Origin of the sequence: Stenotrophomonas maltophilia group sp. Smal12 (assembly GCF_037079935.1) — a bacterium.
In the GTDB taxonomy this organism is placed as follows: Bacteria; Pseudomonadota; Gammaproteobacteria; order Xanthomonadales; family Xanthomonadaceae; genus Stenotrophomonas; species Stenotrophomonas sepilia.
Window position 1 is genome coordinate 39,617 of record NZ_JBAWUK010000039.1, and the last position, 7,142, is coordinate 46,758.

At 68.2% G+C, this 7,142-nt stretch carries 3 protein-coding genes and 1 pseudogene; 1 reads left to right on the forward strand and 3 read right to left on the reverse strand.

Annotated features, from left to right (window positions below; translation table 11 throughout):
• Window positions 1-13: 13 nt before the first annotated feature.
• From WDC87_RS16175 to WDC87_RS16185, 3 genes are read right to left on the reverse strand one after another with little or no spacing between them, the layout of a single operon-like run.
• The gene (locus WDC87_RS16175; protein ID WP_252745199.1) at window positions 14-1,348 is read right to left on the reverse strand and encodes a D-tagatose-bisphosphate aldolase, class II, non-catalytic subunit; all 1,335 of its coding nucleotides are present in this window, start codon (window positions 1,346-1,348) and stop codon (window positions 14-16) included.
• A gap of 16 nt (window positions 1,349-1,364) precedes the next feature.
• Window positions 1,365-2,303 carry an ROK family protein gene (locus WDC87_RS16180; RefSeq protein WP_252745200.1) on the reverse strand — a complete coding sequence of 313 codons (939 nt, stop codon included), beginning with the start codon at window positions 2,301-2,303 and terminating at the stop codon, window positions 1,365-1,367.
• Window positions 2,296-3,450: an SIS domain-containing protein gene (locus WDC87_RS16185; protein WP_252745201.1), complete on the reverse strand. Its 1,155-nt coding sequence runs from the start codon at window positions 3,448-3,450 to the stop codon at window positions 2,296-2,298. Before WDC87_RS16185 ends, WDC87_RS16180 begins: the two co-directional genes overlap by 8 nt.
• A gap of 322 nt (window positions 3,451-3,772) precedes the next feature.
• Here WDC87_RS16185 and WDC87_RS16190 point away from each other — a divergent pair.
• Window positions 3,773-7,132: pseudogene (locus WDC87_RS16190) on the forward strand (TIM-barrel domain-containing protein).
• Window positions 7,133-7,142 lie beyond the last annotated feature (10 nt).

Here is a 7,142-nt window from a genome sequence, read left to right on the forward strand (position 1 = left end):
GGAAAGGTAGAGATTAGCCGTTCGCAGCAACTGCGGCAGCCGAACGTGCGTTCTGTATGCGGGTTCCGGCCTGGTTGGCGCTGCAGGCGCGCGCGTACTCGCCCAGGCACAGGCCGATGCGGTGCTGCACCAGCGCGGTGGGGGTGTTGGCCAGCGTGCCCTCACGCACGGCGCGGTACTGCTCCGGCAGGTACTGGCTGAGCAGCACCAGTGGCGGCGCGTGCTGTTCCAGGTTGGCGAACAGGGTCTGCACCGCCTGCACCAGCGCGGGCTCGCCCCAGTAGTAGCGGCAACGGTCACTGAAGGAGTAGCTGCGCAGCAGGCGCAGCGCGGCGTCATCGCCCTGGTAGTAGGACTGCCAGTACTTCGGCTGCGCCACCATCACCTCGTCCAGCACCTGCGGCAGGCGCGAGCACTGTGCCGCCGGCAGCAGTTCGGCCTCGATCGCGGCCAGCGCGAACAGCGCTTCGCGGTAGGCGAAGGTGGCCGCGGGCCCGACCTTGAGGATGGCGAAGTGGTCGCGTACCAGCGCGTGCAGGCCGCTCTCGCGCTGGTAGTCGGTGGAGTGCGCTTCGAACACGATGCGTGGCTGCTGTTCGAGGAAATCGGCCAGCGTACTGGCAGCGGCGGCGTCGTACTCGTGCACGCTGCTGTGGTCGAAGTCCACGCCCGGCTGCACCACCATCGCGATCACGCGCTCCCACGCATCGCGCAGCTGCGGGGTATCGAAGGCCTGCCGGTGGATGGCCAGGGTCTGCGCGGCGGCGGCCGGCGTGGTCACCTGCAGGCCCTCGGCCAGCGAGGCTTCGCCTCCGGGAATCGGCACTTCGGTACCGATCACGTAGACCGGCGGCGGCAGGCCATGTTCGGCGGCGGTGCGTTCGGCGATTTCGGCCAGCTCGGCCGAGCGCGCAGCGACGATGGCATCGGGCAGCGGCACCGGATCATCGGCGCAGGACATGCTGCAATCCAGATGGATCTTGTGGAAACCGGCGGCGACGTAGGCTTCGATCAGCACGCGCGCGTGGGTCATCGCTTCGGCCGCCGGGCGCTTCTGCCAGGCATTCGGGCCGAGGTGGTCGCCGCCCAGCATCAGCCGCTCGCGCGGGAAGCCTTCCTCATCGGCCAGGGTACCGACGTAGTCGCGGTACTGCGGCGGGGTCATGCCGGTATAGCCGCCGAACTGGTCGACCTGGTTGGAGGTGGCCTCGATCAGCAGCACGGTGCCATGCGCCAGGGCGACGTGCATGGCCGCGCGCAGCACCTGCTCGTTGCTGCAGCAGACGCTGTACAGGCCGACATTGGCGCCGGCGCGGTGGGAAGCAAGCAGGGTCTGCAACGGGGACATGGTCAGGCTCCGGAGATCAGGAAAACGAGCGTTGGCAGGCGAGCAGGGCGGCACCACGTGCGCCACCGGCATCGCCGAACCGTGGCGGCACGATCGGGGGGACCTGCACGCCATTGAACAGATGGGCGGCGATGGCGGCCGGCAGCTGCTGGTACAGCGGCGCGTACTGCGACAGGCCACCGCCGAGCACGATCACGTGGGGGTCCAGCGCCAGCACCAGCGCGGCCAGGCTGTGGCCGAGCAGGTCACGATGGATGTCCAGCGCCTTGCGTGCGCGCGCATCGCCGGCCTCGGCCAGGGCAATCACCGCGCTGGCGTTGGCGGCGCTGCCACCGAGATGGCGTTCGATCATTGCTACACCACTGCCGGAGACATAGCGCTCCACGCAGCCCTGCAGGCCGCAGCCGCAGTCCAGCAGCGGCAGGCCATGGCGCTGCAGCAGATGGCCGGGCACGCTCCAGTGGCCCCACTCGCCGGCCAGGCCGTTGAAGCCGGACAGCAGCCGGCCCTGCAGGCAGAAGCCACCGCCGGCACCGGTGCCGAGGATGGCGCCGAACATGCTGGGGTAGCCATCGGCGGCGCCGCCGTGCGCTTCCGACAGGGCAAAGCACTGCAGGTCATTGCCGAAATGCAGCGAGCGTTGCAGCCGCGCCTGCAGATCCTTCGCCACGCATTGGCCGGTCAGTGCGGGCACGTTCGCGCTGAGCTGGCGGCCGCTGCGGCGGTCACGCACGCCGGGCAGGGCAATGCCGATGGCCGCATCATTCCGGCCCAGCGCGGCGTCGGCCTCGGCCACCAGCGTCACCACGGCCTGCAGGAAACCATCGTAGTCGCCCTGCGGCGTGGCCACGCGGCGGCGCCAGGTGACCTGCATCGCTGCATCGCACGCCACCAGCTCGATCTTGGTGCCGCCGATGTCGATGCCGTAGCAGGCGTGGGCGATCAGCTCAGCCATGGTGGATGGTGACGCCCTTGACGACGCGGTTGACGGTGCCATCCGGGAACGGGTTGTCCGGGGTCAGTCCCAGCGCGGCCGAGCGCTGCAGCGCGAACAGCTGCGCGAAGCCCAGCCACACCGGTGCCAGCCACGGATCGTCCAGCGCCGGTACGGTGAGGGTGTAATCGTCATCGGCGCCGATATCCGAATGCGGACCAATCGCCAGCACCTGCCCGGCCACGCCATCGCGGCGCAGTTCTTCCAGCAGGTCCTGCTCGTAGCGGCGCGCGAGCGGCTGCACGCTGCGCAGCGCCACCACCAGGGTGTTGCCATCCAGCGTCGACTTGGGGCCGTGACGGAAGCCCAGCGGCGTGTTGGCCAGCGCCAGAACGCGGCCAGCGGTCAGCTCCAGCACCTTCAGTGCACACTCGCGGGCCAGCGCTTCCAGCGGGCCGCTGCCAAGGTAGATCACGCGGTTGAACGGGCGCTGCGCAAGCGTTGCCACTGGTGCGTCCCACTGCGCCTGCCCTTCGCGGGCCAGCGCGGCGATCTGCTTCAGGCGCGCCACGCGCGCATCCCACGGCGAGCGATCGAACACCGTCGGTGCGGCCAGCAGCATGCAGGTCAGGCTGCTGGTCATGGCGAAGGCACGATCGCAGCTGGCCGACGGCATCAGCAGGGTGCAGGTATCGGCACGACCGGCGCCACGGCGGGCCAGTTCGCCATCGGCGTTGCAGGTGATATCGAGGAAGCGCGCGTCGTCCACGTCGCTGCGCACGCGATCCACCGCTGCCACGCTTTCCGGGCTGGAGCCACTGCGGCCGAACGACACCAGCAGGGTCGGGCGGTCACGCTGCAGGTACAGCGCCGGGTGGGTCAGCAGGCTGGTGGTGTGCACCACGCGCACCTCGGCCGGCCACTGTGCGTTGATCGCGTCAGCCACCATCTCGGCGATGAAGCCGGAACTGCCGGCGCCGGTGAACAGCACGCGCTGGTTGGAATTGTTGAGGCTGTCGCCAAGGAAGGCCTGCAGGCGGTCGCGGGCACGCGACAGGTCCTGTGCGAGTGCTTCCCACAGCGCAGGCTGCTGGGCGATTTCGGTTGCGGTGTCGGCTCCGCCAAGGCGCTGCCAGGCGGACACATCGGAAAGCAGGGTGACGTCCATTCGGAGGTTCCAGTTGGGCCAGCGCACCATCTGCGTTTTCTTTCGAAATGTCAAACATCGAAAGTAAAAAGAAAGAAAATGGCCGAGTCGCTTTCCCAGTCGCGGCATGACCAGGAAAACGAAAGGACGGGTCAAATGCCGTATCGCACAATGCTTAACAGGCGACTGCAAGCGCTTACACAAAGTATTGCGACGCAACAACTTTCGTTTCAATGGAATATATCTTCCTTTTTCCTTTCAATTTGTTGACATCTTTCGAACCGCTGCCCTAGAGTCGGCCCAATCGCTTTCGAAACGCCCGGTGAACGGGTTGGGAGTCCGCGTGGAAAACTGCGTTCGTCGCTCGGCGCTGATGCTGGCCCTGGTGCCGGCCTTGATGCTGGCGTCCATGACGGCCCGGGCCGAGCCGGTCGGCAACCTGCGATCGGTCAGCGCCAGCGCCAGCCGCGACGGCGTGCAGGGCTGGGACCTGCAGACCGACAAGGGCGCGCGCATCCGCATTGAACTGCCGGCGACTGACATCATCCGCGTGCAGGCCGGCCGCAACGGCACGTTGACCGGCGCCGGCGACAAGGCCGCACCGATCGTTCTGCCGCAGCCCAAGGCGAACGTGCAGGCGCAGCTGGAAGAAGACGCGCAGGAAATCCGCGTGCGTACCGACGCACTGGTCCTGCATGTGCAGCGGCAGCCGCTGCGCCTGCGCCTGGAACGTCTGGACAACGGCCAACCCACCGCGCTGTGGCAGGAACTGCAGCCGCTGGACCTGGAGGCCACGCAGAGCGTGCAGGTGCTGTCCTCGCAGGCCGATGAGGGCTATTTCGGGGGCGGCCAGCAGAATGGCCGTTACCAGTTCAAGGGCCGCGAGCTGGAAGTGTCCTATTCCGGCGGCTGGGAAGAGGGTGACCGCCCCAGTCCTGCACCGATGCTGCTGAGCAGCCGTGGCTGGGGCATGCTGCGCAATACGTGGAGCGATGGCAGCTACGACCTGCGCCAGCCCGACCAGGCCACGCTGCTGCATCGCGAAGACCGTTTCGACGCGTACTACTTCGTCGGCGCCGACCTGCCCAAGCTGATCGAGCGCTACACCCAGCTGACCGGCCGCCCGAACATGGTGGCGCGCTGGGCGCTGTCCTACGGCGATGCCGACTGCTACAACGACAGCGACAACAGCAAGAAGCCCGGCACCGTGCCCGAAGGCTGGAGCGACGGCCCGACCGGCACCACGCCGGATGTGATCGACAGCGTGGCCAAGCAGTACCGCGCCCACGACATGCCCGGTGGCTGGATCCTGCCCAATGATGGCTACGGCTGCGGCTACAAGCAGTTGCCGGAAACGGTGAAGGGGCTCGCCGGCTACGGCTTCCGCGCTGGCCTGTGGACCGAGAACGGCGTCGACAAGATCGCCTGGGAAGTCGGCAAGGCCGGCAGCCGCGTGCAGAAGCTGGACGTGGCCTGGACCGGCAAGGGCTATCAGTTCGCGATGGATGCCAACCGCCAGGCGTTCAACGGCATCCTCGACAACTCCGATTCGCGCCCGTTCCTGTGGACGGTGATGGGCTGGGCCGGTATCCAGCGCTACGCCGTCGCGTGGACCGGCGACCAGAGCAGCAGCTGGGATTACATCCGCTGGCACGTGCCGACCCTGGTCGGTTCGGGCCTGTCCGGCATGGCCTACGCCAGTGGCGACGTCGATGCAATCTTCGGCGGCAGCGCCGAGACCTTCACCCGCGACCTGCAGTGGAAGGCGTTCACGCCGGTGCTGATGGGCATGAGCGGCTGGTCGTCGAATGCGCGCAAGCACCCGTGGTGGTACGACGAGCCGTACCGCAGCATCAACCGCGATTACCTGAAGTTGAAGATGCGCCTGACCCCGTACATGTACGGGTTGGTGCACGAGGCCGCGCAGACCGGCGCACCGCCGGTGCGGGGGCTGATGTGGGACTACCCGCGCGACCCGCATGCACAGGATGAGACCTACAAGTACCAGTTCCTGCTCGGCCGCGACCTGCTGGTGGCGCCGGTGTACCGCAGCCAGGCCGCCAGCCGTGGCTGGCGCCGCGACATCCACCTGCCGGCCGGGGGGTAGATCGACTACTGGGACGGCCGCCGCGTGCAGGCCGGTGCCGACGGCCGCCAGCTGGACCGCCAGGTGGACCTGGCCACGCTGCCGGTGTTCGTGCGTGCCGGTGCGATCCTGCCGATGTACCCGTCGATGCTGTTCGATGGTGAAAAGCCGCTCGATGAAGTGACCTTCGACCTGTACCCGCAGGGCGATTCGCAGTACACGTTGTACGAAGACGATGGCAACACGCGCCGTTACCAGCAGGGCGAGTCGAGCACGCAGCAGATCCGCGTGCAGGCGCCTGCACTGGGCAGTGGCCCGGTGCAGGTGCAGATCGACGCGGTGCAGGGCCAGTACAACGGCCAGCTGGCGCAGCGTCGTTATGGCCTGCGCGTGCTCAGCCGGCAGGCGCCGCGTGCAGTGCAGGCCGATGGCCGCGCCTTGCCGGCGCTGGCCGATGCGGCGGCGTTCAACGGTGCGGCTGAAGGCTGGTACTTCGATGCCAAGGAGCGCCGTGGCACGCTGCACGTGCGTACCGCTACCCAGGACATCCGCCAGCCGCTGCAGCTGCAGCTGGACTTCGCGGTGGCCGCTGCGGCCGCCGACGATGCCTATCCGGCCGCGCCGGTACTCGGCCGCGAACTGCCTGCAGACAGCCTGCTGGTGGTCAACCGCCCGGCCGAGGAGCCCGGCCATGCGCTGGAGAACGCCTTCGATGACGATCCCAACACCTGGTTCCGCAGCGTGCGCAACCAGGCCGTGCGCACCGGCGCGCACGAGTGGGTGATCGGCTTCGGCGAGCGCAGGATGATCGATGGCATCGACATCGCGCCGCGCAACGACAAGAACTGGAAGCACGGCCAGGTGCGCGATTACGAGGTGTACCTGGGCGACAGCAATGGTGAGTGGGGCGAGCCGATCGCCCGTGGCCGCCTGCAGCTGAAGGAAGGCGTGCAACGCATCGACTTCCCGGCCCATGCCGGCCGCCTGCTGCGCTTCCGCGTCCTGAGCGTGCAGAACCCGGAAGGCGATGGCGCCAGCAGCACCGATCCGATGGTTACGGCCGCACAGGGCAGTGGCCGCGCCTTCGATGCGCTGCAGCCGCGCGACGTCGGCCCGATCGCACTGTCCACCTTCCACATTCTCGAACACCAGGAACCGGAGCGACCGGCCCGGCAGCGCTATCTCTCCGAGCTGCCGGTGCCGGCCGCGCTGGCCAGCCAGCTGCGTACCGACCAGTCCTTCCGTGGCGACGCCGGCATGCGCATGAACGGCCTGCAGTTCCGCCGTGGCCTGGGGGTCGGCGCCAACAGCCGCATCGATCTGCGCCTGCAGGGCGGCTGGCACCTGCTGCGTGCCGACCTCGGCATCGACGACGCCTGCCGCAACGCCGGCGGCCTGCAGTTCCAGGTATGGGGCGACAACCGCCTGCTGTACGACAGCGGCCTGGTGAAGGCGCCCGGCGTGGTCAAGCCGGAGCTGGACATCCGTGGCCTTTCCACCCTGAGCCTGCGCACGCTGGGTGCGCAGGGCAGCCAACCCGCCCAGGTCTGTGCCAACTGGGCCAACGCCGTACTGATCGGCCAGGAGGGCGACTCCGCCAGCATCGTCGCCCCATGACCCCCACGTA